Annotated in this window: 15 protein-coding genes; 9 read left to right on the top strand and 6 right to left on the bottom strand. The window is 70.1% G+C overall.

The window, feature by feature from the left end:
* Window positions 1-6: 6 nt before the first annotated feature.
* On the bottom strand, window positions 7-1,101 hold the full coding sequence (locus ABT009_RS26520) for a substrate-binding domain-containing protein (protein ID WP_351299791.1): 1,095 nt from the start codon (window positions 1,099-1,101) through the stop codon (window positions 7-9).
* 395 nt (window positions 1,102-1,496) lie between these two features.
* On the opposite strand from ABT009_RS26520, the gene ABT009_RS26515 reads away from it, so the two are divergent.
* Complete coding sequence (locus ABT009_RS26515; RefSeq protein WP_351299788.1) at window positions 1,497-2,258, top strand: ATP-binding cassette domain-containing protein; 762 nt, start codon at window positions 1,497-1,499, stop codon at window positions 2,256-2,258.
* A gap of 80 nt (window positions 2,259-2,338) precedes the next feature.
* Here the strand turns inward: ABT009_RS26515 and ABT009_RS26510 are convergent, their stop codons facing one another.
* Window positions 2,339-3,619: a M6 family metalloprotease domain-containing protein gene (locus tag ABT009_RS26510; protein WP_351299785.1), complete on the bottom strand. Its 1,281-nt coding sequence runs from the start codon at window positions 3,617-3,619 to the stop codon at window positions 2,339-2,341.
* Between the two features lie 302 nt (window positions 3,620-3,921).
* On the opposite strand from ABT009_RS26510, the gene ABT009_RS26505 reads away from it, so the two are divergent.
* Both ABT009_RS26505 and ABT009_RS26500 read left to right on the top strand, forming a co-directional pair.
* Window positions 3,922-4,569, top strand: a complete 648-nt coding sequence (locus ABT009_RS26505) for a TetR/AcrR family transcriptional regulator (protein WP_351299782.1) — start codon at window positions 3,922-3,924, stop codon at window positions 4,567-4,569.
* A gap of 344 nt (window positions 4,570-4,913) precedes the next feature.
* The gene (locus ABT009_RS26500; protein WP_351299779.1) at window positions 4,914-6,473 is read left to right on the top strand and encodes an MFS transporter; all 1,560 of its coding nucleotides are present in this window, start codon (window positions 4,914-4,916) and stop codon (window positions 6,471-6,473) included.
* Between the two features lie 47 nt (window positions 6,474-6,520).
* Here the strand turns inward: ABT009_RS26500 and ABT009_RS26495 are convergent, their stop codons facing one another.
* Complete coding sequence (locus ABT009_RS26495; protein ID WP_351299776.1) at window positions 6,521-7,024, bottom strand: MarR family winged helix-turn-helix transcriptional regulator; 504 nt, start codon at window positions 7,022-7,024, stop codon at window positions 6,521-6,523.
* A 165-nt stretch (window positions 7,025-7,189) separates the two neighbouring features.
* Here ABT009_RS26495 and ABT009_RS26490 point away from each other — a divergent pair, with 165 nt between their 5' ends.
* Entirely contained in the window at window positions 7,190-7,975 is a 786-nt protein-coding gene (locus tag ABT009_RS26490) for a dioxygenase family protein (RefSeq protein WP_351299773.1), read from the top strand.
* A gap of 39 nt (window positions 7,976-8,014) precedes the next feature.
* Here the strand turns inward: ABT009_RS26490 and ABT009_RS26485 are convergent, their stop codons facing one another.
* Window positions 8,015-8,533 carry a GNAT family N-acetyltransferase gene (locus tag ABT009_RS26485; RefSeq protein ID WP_351299770.1) on the bottom strand — a complete coding sequence of 173 codons (519 nt, stop codon included), beginning with the start codon at window positions 8,531-8,533 and terminating at the stop codon, window positions 8,015-8,017.
* Window positions 8,534-8,701: 168 nt separating this feature from the next.
* On the opposite strand from ABT009_RS26485, the gene ABT009_RS26480 reads away from it, so the two are divergent.
* From ABT009_RS26480 to ABT009_RS26465, 4 genes are all read left to right on the top strand, one after another.
* Window positions 8,702-9,709, top strand: coding sequence for a sigma-70 family RNA polymerase sigma factor (locus tag ABT009_RS26480; protein ID WP_351299768.1), 1,008 nt, complete (start codon window positions 8,702-8,704; stop codon window positions 9,707-9,709).
* A gap of 292 nt (window positions 9,710-10,001) precedes the next feature.
* Window positions 10,002-10,763, top strand: a complete 762-nt coding sequence (locus ABT009_RS26475; RefSeq protein WP_351299765.1) for a DeoR/GlpR family DNA-binding transcription regulator — start codon at window positions 10,002-10,004, stop codon at window positions 10,761-10,763.
* Window positions 10,760-11,707 carry a 1-phosphofructokinase gene (pfkB, locus tag ABT009_RS26470; RefSeq protein ID WP_351299762.1) on the top strand — a complete coding sequence of 316 codons (948 nt, stop codon included), beginning with the start codon at window positions 10,760-10,762 and terminating at the stop codon, window positions 11,705-11,707. Before ABT009_RS26475 ends, pfkB begins: the two co-directional genes overlap by 4 nt.
* A gap of 433 nt (window positions 11,708-12,140) precedes the next feature.
* Window positions 12,141-14,216, top strand: a complete 2,076-nt coding sequence (locus tag ABT009_RS26465) for a PTS fructose transporter subunit IIABC (protein WP_351299760.1) — start codon at window positions 12,141-12,143, stop codon at window positions 14,214-14,216.
* 173 nt (window positions 14,217-14,389) lie between these two features.
* On the opposite strand, the gene ABT009_RS26460 is transcribed toward ABT009_RS26465, so the two are convergent.
* Window positions 14,390-15,151: a DUF6227 family protein gene (locus tag ABT009_RS26460; protein WP_351299757.1), complete on the bottom strand. Its 762-nt coding sequence runs from the start codon at window positions 15,149-15,151 to the stop codon at window positions 14,390-14,392.
* 199 nt (window positions 15,152-15,350) lie between these two features.
* A complete protein-coding gene (locus ABT009_RS26455) occupies window positions 15,351-16,385 on the bottom strand; it encodes a P1 family peptidase (protein WP_351299754.1) in 1,035 nt (344 codons plus the stop codon).
* Between the two features lie 204 nt (window positions 16,386-16,589).
* On the opposite strand from ABT009_RS26455, the gene pflB reads away from it, so the two are divergent.
* The gene (gene pflB / locus ABT009_RS26450) at window positions 16,590-18,908 is read left to right on the top strand and encodes a formate C-acetyltransferase (protein WP_502989957.1); all 2,319 of its coding nucleotides are present in this window, start codon (window positions 16,590-16,592) and stop codon (window positions 18,906-18,908) included.
* The last annotated feature ends 9 nt before the right edge of the window (window positions 18,909-18,917 follow it).

Here is an 18,917-nt window from a genome sequence, read left to right as displayed (position 1 = left end):
CCAGGGTCATCCCCAGCATTGCTCGAGTCCCCAGGCCGTGTTCTCCGACTTCAGCCCGGCCGTCGGCTTGTCGGTGATGAGCACCGTGCCCGTGTCCGTGAAGCCCGACGGCTTCTTGCCGGTCTTCGCGAACTCGGCGACCGCGGCCACGCCGTCGTCGGCCATCCTGACCGGGAACTGCATGACAGTGGCCGCGTACTTGCCGGCCTTGACGTCGCGTACGCCCGAGCACCCGCCGTCGATGGAACCGATGGACACTTGCTGGGTGAGCCCGCGCTCGGCGACCGCCGCGTAGGCGCCCGCGGCCACCGGTTCGTTGATGGTGTAGACGGTGTTCACGTCGCTCGCGCGCTGGAGCAGGTTCTCCAGCGCGCCCTGCGCCGTGTTCACGTCGGCATGGGTGTCCGCGCGCCCGACGATCGCCGGCGAGTCGTCGGTGATCTCGAATCCCTTGAGGAACCCGTCGTGGCGCTGACGGCTGACCGAAGAGCCCTGCGTACCGTCGAGCATGATCACCTTGGGCTCCCGGTCGTCGAGCACGGCCCTGAGGTATGCGCCCTGCAGCCGTCCGGCCTTGAAGTTGTCGGTCGCGAACGTGGCGTCCACCGCGTCCGGCGGATCGGTCGCGGTGTCGAGCGCGATCACCAGGACGCCCTGCTGGCGGGCCTCCTCGATGGCGTCCAGGATGCCCGTCGTGTTCGACGGGGTGACGAGGATGCCCTTCGCGCCGCGGGAGACGAGGCTCTCGATCGCGGCGACCTGGCCTTCGTTGTCGCCGTCGAACTTGCCCGCAAGAGCGATGAGCTCGGCGTCGTGCTTCTCCGCCGCGGCCGCGGCGGCCTCGCGCATCGTCACGAAGAAGGGGTTGGTCTCGGTCTTGGTCACGAGGCCGATCGTGACCTTCTCGCCCTTCCGGCCACCCGTGTCGCCCTGACCTCCGCCGCACGCGACGGCGCCGAGCAGCAACGCCGTGATGGCGAGGAGTGCGGAACCCGGGCGCCGGCGCCGCTGCCGAGTGCGCTCGCGGCTCGTGCGGTGCTCGCGGCTCCTGCGGTGCTCACGGTCCATGCGGTGCTCACGGCCCGTGCGGTCGTGACCCATGGGTGACACCTCCTCCAGACGGCGGCAGCGTCATGCGAGCTGTCATACATACGTCCGTACGTCCGTACGTCGTGCGGGCTCTGTGGCCTTCATTCCTTGCGGCGTGCATCGTGCGTCTACATCATGTGTCCAGAATCTTCCGCTATGTCGACTTGTGCGCCCTGGGTGCGGGCAGACGGACGCCCGAGCACAGCAAGGAGCCTCCACACGGAGGACGGCTTGAGCGATCTGGCGGAACCGGGCAGTCCGAAGGCGGCATCGCTCGCGGCATTGCTTCCCGTGGATTGCTGGCTGCCCCATGGATTGCGGCCGTGGTGGCGGAGGCGAAAGATGGTGAACGGCCTGGTGGCAGCACCCCGTCGAGCCCGTCGGTGACCGGAGAAGGTGAGGTTCCCGTGACCGGCCCGCCCCTGCTGGCGCTGCGTGGAATCTCCAAGCGGTTCGGCGCCGTGCAGGCCCTCATGGACGTGGAGCTGGAGATCCACAGCGGTGAGGTCGTCGCGCTGCTGGGCGACAACGGCGCCGGCAAGTCCACCCTCGTCAAGGTCATCGCGGGCGTCGTCCCCGCGGACAGGGGCGTCATCGAGTGGGAGGGCCGGATCGCGCACATCAGGTCACCCCAGGACGCCCATCGCCTGGGCATCGCGACGGTCCACCAGAACCTGGCGCTGTGCGACAACCTCGATGTCGCCGAGAACCTCTTCCTCGGACGGGAGCGGCGACGCCCCGGCCTTCTGGGCGGTCTCTGCCGGCTGGTCGACGGCAGCGGTATGCGGCGTGAGGCCCGCCGGCAACTCGACGAGCTGGGCATCCGCATCCCTGACGTGCGTGTCCCGGTCGCCTTCCTGTCAGCGGGGCAGCGGCAGAGTGTCGCGATCTCCCGCGCGCACCTCGGCGAGCCCAAGGCCGTACTCCTGGACGAGCCCACTGCCGCTCTGGGCGTCCAGCAGACCAGCCACGTGCTCGACCTCGTCGACAAGCTGCGCGAGCGCGGCGTCGGGGTGCTCCTCATCAGCCACAACATGGGGGACGTCAAGGCCGTCGCGGACCGGGCGGCGGTGCTGCGGCTCGGCCGCAACAACGGCTTCTTCGATGTGCCGACCACCTCGCACGACCAGATCATCTCCTCCATCACCGGGGCCACGAGCAGCGCCTGAGCAGCCGGTACGCCGCGGATGCGCCGCCGGTACGCCGCGAATGCGCAGCCGGTACGCCGCCGGTACGGGGTGCTGGTCCGTCATGACCGCGTGACCCGTACCCGGTAGTCACCGTCCCGTCCGGCCTCCGTGACCGCGATCCGCAGGTGAAGCTTGGCGTCGGTGAAGGTGCCGCCCGCCCCGTACGTCGCATCGGAGAGTTCCGCCTGGACGTTGGGGCTGCGGGTGCAGCCGCCGCTGTGAGGGGTCGAGTCCATGACCGTGATCGGGCCGTGGCCCGTGTCTATGTCCGCGTCGACGCGGTAGATGAGGACGCCCGGCTTGCAGACGGCCTCGTCGTTGCCTGCCTTGGTGCGTACCTCGACGGCGTAGCCGGTCTTCTCGGTCAGGGGTATGAAGAGGAGCTTCTGGCCGCCGGCCCGGGACAGGGGGGTCACGACGTGCTCCGACGTGCCGCGCGTGGATGCGCAGGATATCTGGCCGTTGTCGAGCCAGCCGAGCTTCCACTTGTGCCAGCCGAGCAGGTCGTTGTTGGCGCCCCAGTCCTCGCTCATGATGTCCCAGTGGCCGACCGCGCTGCCGCCCTCCTGGGTGTAGAGGTCGGGCAGTCCGAAGGTGTGGCCGTTCTCGTGGGGGAGGACCCGGTAGCCGGTCTCGGCGTAGGTGCCGGAGCCGTCGTCCTGCCGGCTGTAGATGAAGGACGCGTTGGCGATCGGGACGCCGTCCGCCGTCGGGGCGTCGCGGTTGCCGGCGAAGGTGACGGAGAGGACGGTGTCCAGGGCGGACGGGCCGGCGTTCGGGGTTATCAGGATGTTGACCAGGTCGTACTTGCGGAAATCCACGTCCGGGTCGGCTTTGGCGACGATGTCGTCCACGAGGCGGCGGTAGCCCGGGTCGAAGGGGGCGCCCCGCTGTATGCCGTAGTCCGCGAACTTCTTGGGCATCCGCAGCCAGTGGTCGATGGGGGCCTCGGGGCGGTAGTCGAGATGGCCGTACGAACTGGTGCGGAACCAGTCCTGGGTCTGCGGGAAGAACTCCGCCAGGCGGTCCATCGCGCTGCCCTCGCCGGGCACGTCGGGGAAGTCGACCATCAGGTTGAGGGCCCGGACCGTGCCTGTGGAGCGCGCGTAGCCGGTCGCCGTGGGCATGCCCTCCGACATCTGCACGCCTATGACACCGCTGATCATGCAGGGGCCGAGCGCTGCGTTGCGGGCCCGGCTCAGGGACCCCGAGGTCGACGAGCCGTCCATGAGTCCGCCGGTGCTGGCCGACGTGGTCATCGCCAGGGTCAGGGCGGTGAGCGACGCGAGTACGGTACTGCGGCGCGGGCCGCGTATCCGACGACGGTTGGTCGGCTGCATGCAGTGGCCTTCCGCTCCGCGGCAGCCGGGCCGTTCTGGCTGCTCCCTCTCGATCACCCTCTGCCGAGGGGTGCGCGGGCGCCTGCTGGGTGCGCCGATCGTGGGTTTCCTGGCCAGTAGGGGGTGTGGCGGGGGTGTGGCAGGGGTGTGGCAGGGGTGTGACGCGGCTCACATGGGGGCCGGGAAATAACCGGGGATGGTCTCCCCGTTTAGCTGAGTGTCCGAGCGAAGCGGGGAGGGAATCCCCGGATGACGAAGGCCCCGGATATCGGACAACGGAAACCCCGGATAGGAGTGCAGACGTGAACGCCGCCACCGTCGCGCAGCGCCGTACGACCCGCCCGCGGGCCGACGCCCTGCGCAACCGGGAGCGGATCGTCGCCGCCGCCCGCGAGATGTTCGTCGAGTTCGGCGCCGACGTGCCGTTCGACGAGATCGCGCGCCGCGCCGGCGTCGGAAACGCCACGCTGTACCGGCACTTCCCCGACCGCGAGGCGCTCGTACGCGAGGTCGTGTGCTCGGTCATGGACCGGACATCGGAGCTGGCCGAGGGGGCGCTCGCCGAGGAGGGCGACGCCTTCACCGCCCTGCGCCGCTTCGTGCACGCGGCTGCGGACGAGCGGATCGGCGCCCTGTGCCCGATGCTCTCCGGCGCCTTCGACAAGCACCACCCGGATCTGCTGGCCGCGCGCGACCGGATCGAGGCTCTCGTCGAGGCGCTCATGGAGCGGGCCCGCGGTGCCGGGCAGCTGCGCTCCGACGTCGCCGTCGGCGATCTGATGGTCGCGCTCAGCCAGCTCACCAGGCCGCTGCCCGGAACCGGGTGCCAGGGCATCGACCGCTTCGTCCACCGCCATCTGCAGCTGTTCCTGGACGGTCTGCAGGCCCCCGCCCGTTCCGAACTGCCGGGAACCGCAGCCACTTTGGAGGATCTCCGGCGGCCGGAATGACACACGCCTGACCGACACGCGCCGTACCGACATCAGATCAGACTCGAACGACACCGGACCCGATCGACACCGGACCGACAAACGAGTTCAGACAAGTTCCCTGCGCGGCCGACGAGTTCTGCACGCTCCGCCCGTCAACGCTGACGAGCCTTACGCCTTTCCATCCCGAGCGTCACACCGTTCCTGACGCCTTCCGTACCGAGCGTCGCACCGTTCCTGGTTCGAGACCGTTCCTGGTTCGACCCGGTTCCTGTTCCGACCGCTCGCCAAGTCCTTATTTCTCCACGTCCTCTTCCACCTCCTTCCTGTTTCGACTCCTGCCAAGTCCCGAAGTGGGTTCCTCCATGCCTGAAACCGCCAAGGCTGCTCCGTCGGCAGCAGCTCCCGCCCCCGACTCCAATCGCTGGAAAGCGCTCGTCTTCATCGCGCTCGCCCAGCTGATGGTCGTGCTCGACGCGACCATCGTGAACATCGCACTGCCCTCCGCCCAGCAGGATTTGGGCATATCCGACGGCAACCGGCAGTGGGTCATCACGGCCTATGCCCTCGCCTTCGGCGGTCTGCTGCTGTTCGGCGGCCGTATCGCCGACCTCTGGGGCCGCAAGCGCACCTTCGTGACCGGTCTGCTCGGCTTCGCTGCGGCCTCCGCGCTCGGCGGTGCGGCGCAGGGCGAGGCGATGATGCTCGGCGCCCGCGCCCTGCAGGGTGCGTTCGGCGCGCTGCTGGCGCCCGCCGCGCTGTCCCTGCTCGCCGTGATGTTCACCGAGGCGAAGGAACGCGCCAAGGCGTTCGGTATCTACGGTGCGATCGCCGGTGGCGGCGGCGCCGTTGGTCTGATCCTCGGCGGCTTCCTCACCGAGTACCTGGACTGGCGCTGGACGTTCTTCGTGAACATCCCGTTCGCCATCGTCGCGGCCGCGGGCGCGTACTTCGTCGTCCGTGAGCCGGCCGGCTCACGCAACCGCTCGCCGCTCGACATCCCGGGCGTGGTTCTGTCCACGCTCGGCCTGGTTTCCCTGGTGTACGGCTTCACACGCGCCGAGTCCGACGGCTGGTCGGACTCCGTGACCATCGGCCTGTTCGTCGTCTCCGCGGTGCTGCTGGCCGGGTTCGTCCTCGTCGAGTCCAAGGTCAGGGCGCCGCTGCTGCCGCTGCGCGTGCCGACCGACCGCAACCGCGGCGGCGTCTACCTGTCACTGGGCCTCGCCGTGATCGCGATGTTCGGCCTGTTCCTCTTCCTCACGTACTACCTGCAGGTCGTGAAGGGCTACTCCCCGGTGAAGACCGGCTTCGCGTTCCTGCCGATGATCGTGGGCATGATCACCGGTTCTACGCAGATCGGCGCCCGTCTGATGACCAGGGTCGCGCCCCGGCTGCTCATGGGCCCGGGCTTCCTGGTCGCCGCGGTCGGCATGCTGCTGCTGACGCAGATGGAGATCGGCTCGTCGTACGTGGGGCTGCTGCTGCCGGCGCAGCTTCTGCTCGGTCTCGGCATGGGCACGGCGTTCATGCCGGCGATGTCGCTGGCGACCCTCGGTGTGGAGCCGCGGGACGCCGGTGTCGCCTCCGCGATGGTCAACACCTCGCAGCAGGTGGGCGGCGCGATCGGCACGGCGCTGCTGAACACCATCGCCGCGTCCGCGACCACCGCGTACGTCAAGGACCACATCGCAACGGCGGCCTCCAAGCCGCAGCAGCAACTGGTGCAGTTGCAGGGCATGGTGCACGGCTACACGAACGCGATCTGGTTCGCCGTCGGCATCCTGGCCGTGTCCGCGGTGATCGCGCTGACCTTCATCAACACGGGCCGTCCGGGCGCGACTCCGGCCTCCGGACGAGCCGGCAGCGGAGACGCACAGGACGAGCAGCAGGACGAGGTGCACGTGCCGGTCGTCGCGCACTGACCCGGCGTACGTCCGGGGCAGGCACCCCGTACCCGCATGCTCGGCGGTCAGCGGAGCCAGGGCAGGTCCGCTGACGCGTCCTTCGGCTCGAGTCCCTCGGCGACGATCTGCATGATCTCGCCGAGGGACTTCTGCTGTTCGGGAGTGAGCCGGTCGAAGAGCGCCTGGCGGACCGCCGACACATGGCCGGGTGCCGTCTGCCGCAGCACCTCGTGGCCCGCGTCGGTCAGTACGGCGAACTGGCCGCGCTTGTCCGACGGGCAGTCCTCGCGGCGCACCCAGCCGCTCTTCTCCAGCCGCGCGATCGCGTGCGAGAGGCGGGAGCGCGTGATCTTGGCACCCATCGCCAGCTCGGTCATCCGCAGCCTGCTCCGCGGCGCCTCGGAGAGCCGTACGAGCAGGCCGTAGTAGATGTGCGGCATACCCGCATCCCGTTGGAGCTGGCGGTCGAGATGGTCCTCAAGGAGCATGGTGGCGTGCAGGTACGCCTGCCAGATGCGCTGTTCCTCGCTGGTCAGCCAGCGCGGCTCTCGGTCGGGTGCCGTCGTCATGTATCCCACTGTACGCCTCCTCCTTGAAACTTAAACAAAACGGAGGTAGGCTCTGAAACCGGAAAGCTTGAGGTTTCAAGTAGCTGTCGATGCAGATGGCCCGGATCGGCCGCAGCGTCGGACGTAGCAGCTGTAGAAGTGCAGGAGCAGCAGGGAGTAACCGCCATGACCGTCACCGCACCGGAGCGTATGCCTGCGCTCTATCTCAGCCATGGCGCCCCGCCGCTCGCCGACGACCCCATATGGCCCGGCCAGCTCGCCGCCTGGTCCGCTGACCTGCCGCGCCCCAAGGCGATCCTGATGGTCTCCGCCCACTGGGAAGAGGCCCCGCTCGCCCTCGGCGCCATCGAGACCGTGCCTCTCGTGTACGACTTCTGGGGCTTCCCCGAGCACTACTACCAGGTGCAGTACGCGGCCCCGGGCGCCCCGGAACTCGCCGAGTCCGTACGGAAGTTGCTGCGCGGCCCCGGCGTCCCGGTGCAGGACATCCCGGACCGCGGGCTCGATCACGGCGCGTACGTGCCGCTCGTCGAGATGTACCCGGACGCCGACATCCCCGTCCTGCAGATCTCGATGCCGACCCTCGACCCGCAGAAGCTGATGGGCATCGGCCGCAAGCTCGCTCCTCTGCGCGACGAGGGCGTGCTGATCGTCGGCAGCGGCTTCTTCACGCACAACCTGGCCGCGCTGCGGCAGGGCGGCATCCCCGCCTGGTCGGTGGAGTTCGACGACTGGGGCAACCGCGCGCTGGACTCGGGCGACGTGGACGCGCTGCTTGACTTCACGCACAAGTCCCCGGCCGGACGGCTCGCCCACCCGCGCACCGAACACTTCGCGCCTCTCTTCGTGACCATGGGTGCGGCGGACGCGGCCGGCGAGCTGGGCGGGCAGCGGAGCGTGATCGACGGGTTCTGGATGGGTCTCGCGAAGAGGTCCGTTCAGTTCGGATAGTGGTTCGTGGTGTTCCTTGGAGCTGTAGCCCTTCCCGGGCTACAGCTCTTTCTCGTACCAGGCCACGTCCCAGTACCGGCCGAACTTGCGTCCTACCTCGCGATACGTGCCGACATGGCGGAAGCCGAAGCGCTCGTGTATGCGGTTCGAGGCCTCGTTCGGCTGCGCGATGCCCGCGTACGCGCGGTGCAGGTCCTCGCCCGCCAGGGCCTCGAAGAGAGCCTTGTAGAGAAGCGTGCCGACGCCGCGCCCGCCCGCGTCCGGTGCCAGGTAGATGCTCACCTCGACAGAGGTGCTATATGCCGGTTTTTTACGGAATGGGCTTGATGTGGCGTATCCAAGGATGCGACCGTTGTGCTGCTCCTGGGCAACCATGAGGCGGTACGGGCCGTCTTCCGGATGGGAGAGCAGCCACGGGTGGCGCTCTTCGGGGGTGAAGACGGTCGTGTCGAAGGTGATGGCGCTCTCGCGGACATAGTGGTTGTAGATGTCCGTGAGGGCCGTGAGATCCTCCTCGGCTCCCGGTCTGACCTGCACCTCTGTGTGCTCTGACGACATCCGGCCTCCCTTGTGGCGGCACAGGGTACTGCATGATCAGCAAAATTGATGAGCGGCTTGGGAATTCTGTCCGGATTCCAGTCGTTGTTTCCTTCGGACGCTGGGCACCCGGCAGGGGTGCCGGTCACTCCAGGACCCGCTCGAATCCACCATCGCAAGGGAGCACGCATGGCAACCCGTGCCGTCGCCAGCCGTCAGTCCGCCGTGGGCGAGACGGACGTGGCACGCAGTGTTCGCGCCGGAGGCGGCGAGATCGCCGATCGCGACCTGGTCGGCATGTATCTCGACGAGATCGCGCGGACGCCGCTGCTCGACGCCGCCAAGGAGGTCGAGCTGTCCCAGACCATCGAGGCGGGTGTGTACGCACGGCAGATCCTCGATGACGATGTGGAGCAGGAGAGCGAGGTCGCGAAGAAGGCGACCCGCGAGGAGCTCGAGGCGCTGGTCGAGGCGAGCGATCGGGCCAAGGACGTCTTCATCCGGTCCAACCTCCGTCTGGTCGTCGCGGTCGCCCGCCGCTATCCGCGCAGCGGCCTGCCCCTGCTCGACCTGATCCAGGAGGGCAACGCGGGCCTGGTGCGTGCGGTCGAGAAGTTCGACTACCGCAAGGGCTTCAAGTTCTCCACGTATGCGACGTGGTGGATCCGTCAGGCGATCACCCGCTCGATAGCGGACCAGTCGCGTACGATTCGCCTCCCCGTCCACCTTGTGGAGGAGCTGGGCCGGATTCGCCGGGTGCAGCGGGAGTTCGCCCGTGAGCACGGCCGGGAGCCGGAGCACGCGGAGATCGCCGCCGAGCTGGGCTCGAACGCGGAGCGTGTCGGGGACGTCCTGGACTGGGCCCGCGACCCGGTATCGCTCAACATGTCGGTCGACGACGAGGGCGAGACGCAGTTCGGCGACCTGCTCGAGGACACCTCGGCGATCACGCCCGAGCAGTCCGTGATGACGCTGCTGCGCAGCGAGGAGCTCGACGACCTCATCGGGCGCCTCGACCAGCGCACCGCATCGATCATCAAGATGCGGTACGGCATCGAGGACGGCCGCGAGCGCACGCTCACCGAGGTCGGCAAGGAGCACGGGCTGACGCGTGAGCGCATCCGCCAGATCGAGAAGCACGCGCTGCTCGAGCTGAAGAAGCTCGCGCGGGACACGGGGTTCGACGCGGCCGCGTAACCGCCCTGCCCGCCGGCGTGACCCGCCCACCTGCGGCAGGCCGCCGAACCCCCCTGAAGCTGAGCCCCGGTGCCTACTCCCCCCAAGGCGCCGGGGCTCACTCATGCCCTGGTGTGTGCCTCGTGGTCGCTGCCCCGTTGCCCCGCTGCCTCGCTGTCTCGTCGGCCCTGGCTCCTGCTGGTGGACGCCCGTTTGTGTCTGTTGTGCGCCCGAACCTGTTTACTTTCCGGAAATCCAGTCGTACGCTCAGGCGAAACCACAGGTTCGGGCATCGAATGGAGACAAACGGGCCATGTACGCACCGGAGCGTCAGCAGGAGATCCTCCGCCTCGCGCGCGATGGTGGCCGGGTTGACGTGCTGTCGTTGGCCGAGGAGTTCCAGGTCACGGCCGAGACCATTCGGCGGGACCTGAAGGCCCTGGACCGCGCCGGTCTCGTACGCCGCGTGCACGGCGGAGCCATCCCGGCCGGGCGGCTCGACTTCGAGCCCGACCTCGCCGAGCGCGAGAGCACGGCCGCCGACGAGAAGGACCGCATCGCGCGGGCCGCGCTCGCCGAACTGCCGAGCGAGGGCAGCGTGATCCTCGACGCCGGTACGACCGTCGCGCGGCTCGCGGCGGCGCTCCCGCTGGAGTCCACGCTGACCGTCGTGACGCACAGCCTGCCGACCGCGGCCCGGCTGGCCGACCACCCCGGCATCCAGCTCCACCTCATCGGCGGCCGGGTCCGGCACCGTACCCGCGCGGCCGTCGATGCCTGGGCGCTGCGTGCGTACGGCGAGATCCGCGCCGACGTCGTCTTCCTCGCCGCCAACGGCTTCTCCGCCGAGCACGGGCTGACCACGCCCGACCTCGCCGAGGCCGCCGTGAAGCGGGCCGCAATCGCTGCCGCGCGGCGCGTCGTCCTGCTCGCCGACTCCGGCAAGCACGGCAAGGAGCACTTCGCGCGTTTCGGGGGCCTGGCCGACGTGGACCTGTTGATCACCGACAGCGGGCTGAGCCCCGACGAAGCGAGCGCCATCGAGCGCGGTGGCACGGAAGTAGTACGCGCATGATCCTCACCGTCACCCCGAATCCGAGCCTCGACCGCACCTACGAGGTCCCGTCGCTCGACCGCGGCGAGGTCGTCCGGGCCACCGGCGACCGTATGGACCCGGGCGGCAAGGGGGTCAACGTGTCGCGGGCCGTCGCGGCGGCCGGGCAGCGGACCGTCGCCGTGCTGCCGCTCGGCGGGGCGCCCGGCCGTTTCGTGGCGCAGCTCCTGGACGAGCAGGGCATCGAGGTCGCCCCGGTGCCGGTGGCCGGTCAGACGCGCTCCAACATCTCGATCGCCGAGCCCGACGGCACGCTCACGAAGATCAACGCGCCCGGGCCCGAGCTCTCCCCGGAGGAGCAGGAACTGCTCCTCGAGACCGTGCGCCGGCAGTCCGCGGGCGCGGACTGGATCGCGTGCTGCGGCAGCCTGCCGCGCGGGCTCGCGCCCTCCTGGTACGCCGAGCTCGTCGCCCGCGCCCATGCGGCGGGCGCCCGGATCGCGCTGGACACCTCGGGCCCGGCGCTGCTCGCCGCACTCCGCGAGCGGCCGGACGTCGTCAAGCCCAACGCCGAGGAACTCGCCGAGGCCGTCGGCCGCCCGCTCGCGACCGTCGGTGACGCGGTCAAGGCGGCCGAGGAGCTGCGCGAGAGGGGAGCGCGGGCGGTGCTCGCGAGCCTGGGTGCGGACGGACAGCTGCTCGTCGACGACTCCGGCGCCTACTTCGGCAGCGCCCCGGTCGACGTCGTACGCAGCAACGTCGGCGCGGGCGACTCCTCGCTCGCCGGATTCCTGATCGCGGGCGGCAGTGGGCCTGAGGCCCTCGCCTCCGCCGTCGCCCACGGTGCCGCCGCGGTCCAGCTGCCCGGCAGCGTGATGCCGACCCCCGCCGACCTCGAACCGGACGCGGTGACGGTCACGGCCGTCATCCCCTCGGACCAAGCCCTGATGGAGGCGGTGTCATGACCGTGCACCGCGCGTCCTGCTGCTCGGTGATCCCACCGTCGGCCGGGACGTTTCGCCCAGCCCTGGCGCTTCGGCCGCTCCATGTGGTCCACTCATCGGCGACATACCCGAAATATCGCCTACGTCCGGCGGGCCGCCCCTCCGCCCTGGCTCGTCTGAACCCCGCCGCGGGCCGGCCCTCCCCGACGGCCCGCTCCCACTCGTCGTACCGCCCGTCCCCGATTCCGGCGGTACGCAGGCCATGGAACGCGTCGCGACCGGCCATGGTGCCGGCCCGCCGCCCGTGGCCGAACGCGAGGCGCGGGGGCCACGGCTCGCAGATCCCGGCCTCCGTCCACGCGTCCTCTTCTCGCTCCCTGCTTAGCCCTCTCCGTCTTCCGCTCCCCGTCCCCACCCTCGCCCGCAAGGCGATACGCACGCAAAGGAGCCCGCGATGAGCGACATGATCACCGCGGACCTGGTCGACCTCGACCTGTCCGCCGACACCAAAGAGGCGGCGGCCCGTGCCCTCGCCGAGCGGATGGCGGCCCGAGGCCGCGTGACCGACCTCGAAGGCTTCCTCGCCGACGTCGCGGCCCGCGAGGCGCAGATGCCGACCGGCCTCGACGGCGGCATCGGCATCCCGCACTGCCGCAGCGAACACGTCACCGAGCCCACGCTGGCCTTCGGGCGCAGCGCTCCGGGCATCGACTTCGGCGCCGCCGACGGCCCGGCCGACCTGATCTTCCTGATCGCGGCCCCGGCCGGCGCGGACGACGCCCATCTGACGATCCTGTCGTCGCTGGCCCGTCAGCTCATGGACGCCGACTTCACGTCCGCGCTCCGGGCCGTCGGCGACGCCGCGGCTGCCGCGGCCCTGATCCGCGGTGACGAGGCTCCGGCGGCTGCCGCCGCTGCACAGGCTGCCCAGGACTCCGCGCCGGTCGCCTCGGCGGCCTCCGAGGCCGGCGCGGACCCCACGGCCCCGGCGCCGGGCGCCCCCGTCGACGACGGTGCGGCCCCGGCGTCGGGTGCCACGGGCACCGAGGCGCCGCGGCCCTTCCGTATCGTCGCCGTGACCTCCTGCCCGACCGGCATCGCGCACACCTACATGGCCGCCGAGTCGCTGGAGAACGCGGGACGCGACGCGGGCGTCGAGGTCGCCGTCGAGACCCAGGGATCGGCCGGCTTCACCCGGCTCGACCCCGGCGTGATCGCCGCGGCCGACGGCGTGATCTTCGCGCACGACGTTCCCGTACGGGACAAGGAGCGCTTCGCCGGAAAGCCGACTGTCGACGTGGGCGTCAAGGCCGGTATCAACCGCGCCGCCGAGCTCATCACCGACGTGCGCGAGAAGGCGGCCCGCGGCGAGACCACGTCCGCCGCCGCGCCCGGCACCCCGGTCGAGAGCGCGGGCGACGCCGGCGACAGCTACGGCACCAAGCTGCGCAAGTGGCTGATGTCCGGCGTCAGCTACATGGTCCCGTTCGTCGCCGCGGGCGGTCTGCTCATAGCCCTCGGCTTCGCGATCGGCGGCTACTCGATCAACAAGGCCCCGTCCGTCGCCGAGCACTTCGTCTGGACCGACCACAGCAGCTGGGCCGCGCTGATGTTCCAGATCGGCGGGCTGGCGTTCAGCTTCCTCATCCCGGTCCTCGCCGGCTACATCGCGTACGGCATGGCGGACCGGCCCGGCCTCGTCCCCGGCTTCGTCGGCGGCTCCGTCGCGGTCACGATCAACGCGGGCTTCCTCGGCGGCCTCGCCGCCGGTCTGATCGCGGGCGCGGTCGTGATGGCCATCCAGCGGATCCGGATCCCCGCGCCGCTGCGCGGCATCATGCCGGTGGTGGTGATCCCGCTCATCTCGTCGATCGTCGTCGGCTTCCTGATGTTCCTGGTCATCGGCAAGCCCATCGCCGAGCTCCAGAGCGCGCTGACGGACTGGCTGAAGGGCCTGAGCGGCGCCAACGCCATCATCCTCGGCGTCATCCTCGGCCTGATGATGTGCTTCGACCTCGGGGGTCCGGTCAACAAGGTCGCGTACGCCTTCGCGGTCGGCGGCCTCGCCAACCCGACCGAGGGCTCGCTCAAGGTGATGGCCGCGGTCATGGCGGCCGGCATGGTGCCGCCGCTGGCGATGGCGCTCGCCACCACGGTGCGCGGAAAGCTCTTCACCAAGGCCGAGCGCGAGAACGGCAAGGCGGCCTGGGTGCTCGGTGCCTCCTTCATCTCCGAGGGTGCGATCCCGTTCGCCGCGGCCGACCCGCTGCGGGTCATCCCCGCCTCGATGGTGGGCGGCGCGGTCACCGGTGCCCTGTCGATGGCCTTCGGGTGCACGCTGCGTGCCCCGCACGGCGGCATCTTCGTGGTCCCGCTGATCGGGCAGCCGCTGCTGTACCTGGTCGCCATCGCCGCGGGTGTGTGCGTGTCCACTGCGCTGGTCGTGGTGCTGAAGGGGGCCCGTAAGCCGGCGGCCGCCTCGGCGGCGACGGCGCCTGCCGCGGAGGCCAAGCAGCCGGTGGCGGTGTGACGGCAACGGAGTGATGTAGCGGCGGGGGCACCCTGGGAGTCGTCCCGGGGTGCCCCCGCCGCCGTATGCGCAAAACGCACCGTACGTCGTGGGTTGTGCCCACCCTCCCTCAGCTACCGCTGGGAGGTGCCCCCAGCCCTGCGGAACGATTGCCCACAACGGTCAGGCCAGGCCTAAGACGCTCCGCCGGAAACCCCTGCTGCCCGTCGGTCCATCGCTTCCCGGGCTGCTGCCTCCGTGGAGTACACCTCGCACATGTGGCGTCCGTCCGGTGTCGCCGTGTGTTCGACCTCCCAGAGGCTGATCTCGCTGCCGTCGCGGAGCAGAAACGCGTGCTCGTACAGGGCGAAGCCGACGCCCGCCCCGCCCGCCGGGCACGGGCGGCCGAAGGCCTGCGTGATCTGGTGGGCGCACGCCCTGTGCAGCAGGCGTGCGATGGCGGCACCCGGGCGGTCCGGGTTCTCCGCACGCCGGAGCAGCCGGCGCGCGTGGTCCGCGGAGTCACCCGGCTCGTACGCGTGCAGGGGCAGGTGCGGCACGGGCGGGAGATGCACCGTCACGGGCAGCTCGAGGTCCGGCGCGTCCGGCGGCAACGGCAGCCGCGCGGTCGCCTCGCGGAGATCCTCCTCCTCCGCATAGAGCTCGTGCTGCGTGCGGCCGTCCGGACCGGTGTTGTGCACCAGTTCCCACAGGGTGACCGCCATGCCGTCCGCGAGCAGCCAGGTGTGGCGGTACGTCTCGCGGTGCCGCCCCGCGCTGTGGTGTGCGGAGTACAGCGAAGTGTCGTACGCGAGCGCGCAGTCGAGCCGGCACAGCGTCTCGTCGGGCAGCTCGAAGGAGTTCAGGGCACGTCCGAGCAGGCGCTCGAGCTGCTCCTCCGGAGACTCGGGCGGCTCGGCTGGTTCGTACGCGGTTGAGTCGTACGGAACGCTCAAGGCTTCTCCCGGCATCGCTGCATGTCACCTCGTGGGTGCATACCGTAGCCCCTTGGCCGGACCTCATGTCCTGCGAACCGGAAAAACGAACGGCCCGTCCCCGGAGTTCCCGCCCGTCCCGGCGCAAGGCCGCAGGAGACGGCGGCCGAGACGAACGGCGAAGCCGGAAGGGGCACCCTCAACTCCGGGTATGGCCTCATCAACTCCCGTACAGCTCCCGGTACGACGGGTAGCTGCCGCCCGGCCCTTCCACGGACTCGGCGGACAGGACCGCCCGTACGATCGCACGGGTCACCATGTCCGCACCGGCCGCGAGGATCTCGTTCAGCGCGAGGGGATTTCCGGCGGTGAGCGGGCGGTCTCCGGTGGCCAGGGTGAAGACGGTGTCGCCGTCGTTGAGGAGATGGACCGGGCGCACGGCGCGCGCGATGCCGTCGTGCGCCGTGCCCGCGAGCTTCTGTGCCTGCGCGCGCGTCAGCCCGGCGTCGGTGGCGACGACCGCGAGCGTGGTGTTCAGCGGTGCCGGAGCGTTCTTCGAGCTCTTCGCGGCGTATTCCGCCAGCCGGCGCTGCGCCGCCTCGTGGACCTCCTCCGAGGGGTAGGTCGGGCGTCCCTCGAAGAACTGCCCGTACAGCACGCCCGTCAGCGGATCGACCGCCGAGCCCGCGGCGTTGGCCACCACGAGCGCGGCGACCGTGACACCCGAGTCGAGCCGGGTGCTCGCCGTGCCGACACCACCCTTGATGCCGCCGACCACCGCTCCCGTACCGGCGCCCACGCCGCCCGTCTGCACCGGCGCGCCCGGTTCTGCGCGTGCTGCGGCCTCCACCGCGGCGCGGCCCGTCGACGCGTCCGGCCTGGCCCGGAAGTCGCCGCCGCGGCCCAGGTCGAAGACGCACGCTGCCGGGACGACCGGCACGACGTGCGACGGGTCCGGACCGACCCGTACGCCTCGCCGCCGCTCCTCCAGCCAGGCCATCACCCCGGACGCCGAGTCGAGTCCGTACGCGCTGCCGCCCGTGAGGACGACGGCCTCGACGCGCTGCACCAGATTGCGCGGGTCCAGCGCGTCCGTCTCCTTGGTGCCGGGGCCGCCGCCGCGCACGTCCACGGCCGCGATCGCCCCGCCCTCCGGCGCGAGCACGACCGTGGTGCCGGTGAGCCAGCCGTCCCCGGCACGGGTGGCGTGCCCCACGCGCAGTCCCGGCACGTCCGTCAGCGCGTCAACCGTCATGTCTGCGTCTCCCGCCCGTTCGTCCGCTCACCTCACCCGGAGACCGTATGCCCAGAGGTCGAGGTCATACGTCGAGGACCTAACCCGGCGCGCGCCGAAGAGATCCGTTCCGCGCCGACGGGATCTCCACCCGCCGAAGGAAGGACTTTCGGCCCGCAGATCGAGGACCAACGCATCACCCCCTGCCGCTGCGCCAGGCGTGCAATGGACAGGAAGCGACGAAGGGACTCGGACGTGAGCGTGACGACGACTGGCACTCCTGCGGAACAGACGGAACAGGCGGAGCAGGCACACCGCAGCGGAGCCTGGGACGGCTTCAGGGGCGGTCTGTGGCGTGACGCCGTCGACGTCCGCGACTTCGTCCAGCAGAACTACGCGCCGTACGAGGGCGACGGCTCCTTCCTGGCCGGGCCCACCGAGCGGACCACGCGCGTGTGGGAGAAGCTCCTGTCCCTGTTCCCCGCCGAGACGGAGCGCGGTATCCACGACGTCGACGTGCACACCCCGTCCCGGATCGACGCCTTCGCGCCCGGCTATGTCGATCCGGACCTCGATCTCATCGTCGGTCTCCAGACCGACGCCCCGCTCAAGCGCGCGATCATGCCGGCCGGCGGCTGGCGCATGGTCGAGACCGCCCTGGGCGCCTTCGGCTATGAGCCGGATCCCGCGGTCAAGGACGTCTACACCCATCTGCGCAAGACCCACAACGACGGCGTCTTCGACGCCTACACCCCGGAGATCCGGGCCTGCCGCTCCGCCGGCATCATCACCGGCCTCCCCGACGCCTATGGCCGCGGCCGCATCATCGGCGACTACCGCCGCGTCGCCCTCTACGGCGTCGACCGGCTCATCGAGGTCAAGCAGGCCGACAAGGAACAGCTGAACGCCCAGTGGCCCACCGAGCACGTCATCCGTGACCGTGAGGAGATCGCCGAGCAGATCAAGGCGCTGGGCGAGCTCAAGGCGATGGCCCGGTCCTACGGCTACGACATCTCCCGTCCGGCGGCGACCGGCCGCGAGGCCGTCCAGTGGCTGTACTTCGCCTATCTTGCGGCCGTGAAGGAGCAGAACGGCGCGGCCATGTCGATCGGCCGCATCGACACGTTCCTCGACATATACCTGCAGCGCGACATCGAGCGCGGTCTGCTCACCGAGTCCCGGGCGCAGGAACTCATCGACGACTTCGTCATCAAGCTCCGCATCGTCCGCTTCCTGCGCACCCCCGAGTACAACGAGCTCTACTCGGGCGACCCCACCTGGGTCACCTGGACCATGGCGGGCATCGGCGAGGACGGCCGCCCGCTGGTCTCCCGCACCACCTTCCGCGCCCTGCAGACGCTTTACAACCTGGGCCCCGCCCCGGAGCCCAACCTCACCGTCCTGTGGTCGCAGCGACTGCCCGAGGCCTTCAAGGAGTTCGCCTCCAAGGTCGCCATCGACACCAGCGCCCTGCAGTTCGAGTCCGACGACCTGATGCGCCCCAAGTACGGCGACGACACAGCCATCGCCTGTTGCGTCTCCGCCATGGCCATGGGCAAGCAGATGCAGTTCTTCGGCGCGCGCGTCAACGTCGCCAAGGCGCTGCTCTACGCCATCAACGGCGGCCGCGACGAGGTGACCGGAAAGACCGTCGTCGAGGGCTTCGAGCCGGTCACCGGCGACTACCTCGAGTACGAGGACGTCGCCCGCCGGTACGACGCGATGCTCGACTGGCTGGCCAAGACGTATGTCCACGCGCTCAACGTCATCCACTACATGCACGACAAGTACGCCTACGAGCGCATCGAGATGGCCCTGCACGACCGGGAGATCCTGCGCACCATGGCCTGCGGCATCGCGGGTCTGTCCGTCGCCGCCGACTCGCTCTCGGCCATCAAGCACGCACGCGTGAAGGTCATCCGCGACGAGACGGGCCTGGTCGTCGACTACGAGACCGAGGGCGGCTATCCCGCGTACGGCAACAACGACGACCGCGCCGACTCCCTGGCCCAGCAGCTCGTCCACGACTTCATGGAGAAGGTGCGCAAGCACCCCACGTACCGCGACGCGGTGCACACCCAGTCGGTGCTGACCATCACCTCGAACGTCGTATACGGCAAGAAGACCGGCAACACCCCCGACGGCCGCCGTGCCGGCACCCCCTTCGCTCCCGGCGCCAACCCGATGAACGGCCGCGACGCGCACGGCTACATTGCCTCCGCCCTGTCGGTTGCCAAGCTCTCGTACGACGACGCCGAGGACGGCATCTCGCTGACCAACAGCGTCACACCGGACGCCCTCGGCCGTACCCCGGAGGAGCGCGTCGCGCATCTGTCCGGTGTGCTGGACGGCTTCACGGCGAGCGGCGGCTTCCACATGAACGTCAACGTGCTCGACAAGGCGACGCTCGAGGACGCCATGGAACATCCCGAAAAGCACCCGCAGTTGACCATCCGGGTCTCCGGCTATGCCGTGAACTTCGTGCGCCTGACGCGCGAGCAGCAGCTGGACGTCATCAACCGCACCTTCCACAGCTCGCTGTAAGTCCACGGC

The sequence above is a fragment of the Streptomyces sp. NPDC002896 genome (assembly GCF_040295225.1).
Classification (GTDB): Bacteria; Actinomycetota; Actinomycetes; order Streptomycetales; family Streptomycetaceae; genus Streptomyces.
Note: the sequence above shows the minus strand (reverse complement) of the source record. Positions and strands in the feature narration are given on the sequence as shown.